Origin of the sequence: Pseudomonas sp. Fl4BN1 (assembly GCF_009908285.1) — a bacterium.
Lineage (GTDB): Bacteria > Pseudomonadota > Gammaproteobacteria > Pseudomonadales > Pseudomonadaceae > Aquipseudomonas.
Map to the genome: position 1 here is coordinate 1 of NZ_JAAARM010000108.1, position 432 is coordinate 432.

The 432-nt window shown below is 62.3% G+C and carries 1 pseudogene; it reads right to left on the reverse strand.

The annotated features are described in order from the left end of the window. Positions 1–214, reverse strand: a pseudogene (locus GV818_RS34325) (LysR family transcriptional regulator); the annotation flags it as partial. Positions 215–432 lie beyond the last annotated feature (218 nt).

Below are 432 nucleotides of genomic sequence, written 5' to 3' on the forward strand. Positions count from 1 at the left end.
ATGAAGCCCCCGTCACATCGGCCGACTGAATGGCGCCACCGCGGGGTTCGACAAACTCCCAGTCATACAAGGCGCCGCTACTCGGAAAGCGATATCGGATGCACCGATGCCCGCGCAGTGCGTCCAGCGATTCAGGAGTGCCGTGCGCTTGCAAATAGCCTGCGCTGCCCACCACCGCGATACGGCGCGCCGGTCCAATCGGCACGCCGACCATGTCGCGGCGCTGCCCACACCCACGGCATCGCCAGTACCGAAAAGCCTCGCCAGCGCTTGAGCCCCAAAAGCAAAACGCACGGCGCGAACCGTGCGTTTTGCTTTGGGCAATGACGTGGGCTACGTCACTAATTCTGCAGCTTCCACTTCCCGTCCTTGATCTCCACCATCACCCGCGCCCGCTGATCCAGCCCGAGGTGATCCTTCGCATTCATATTC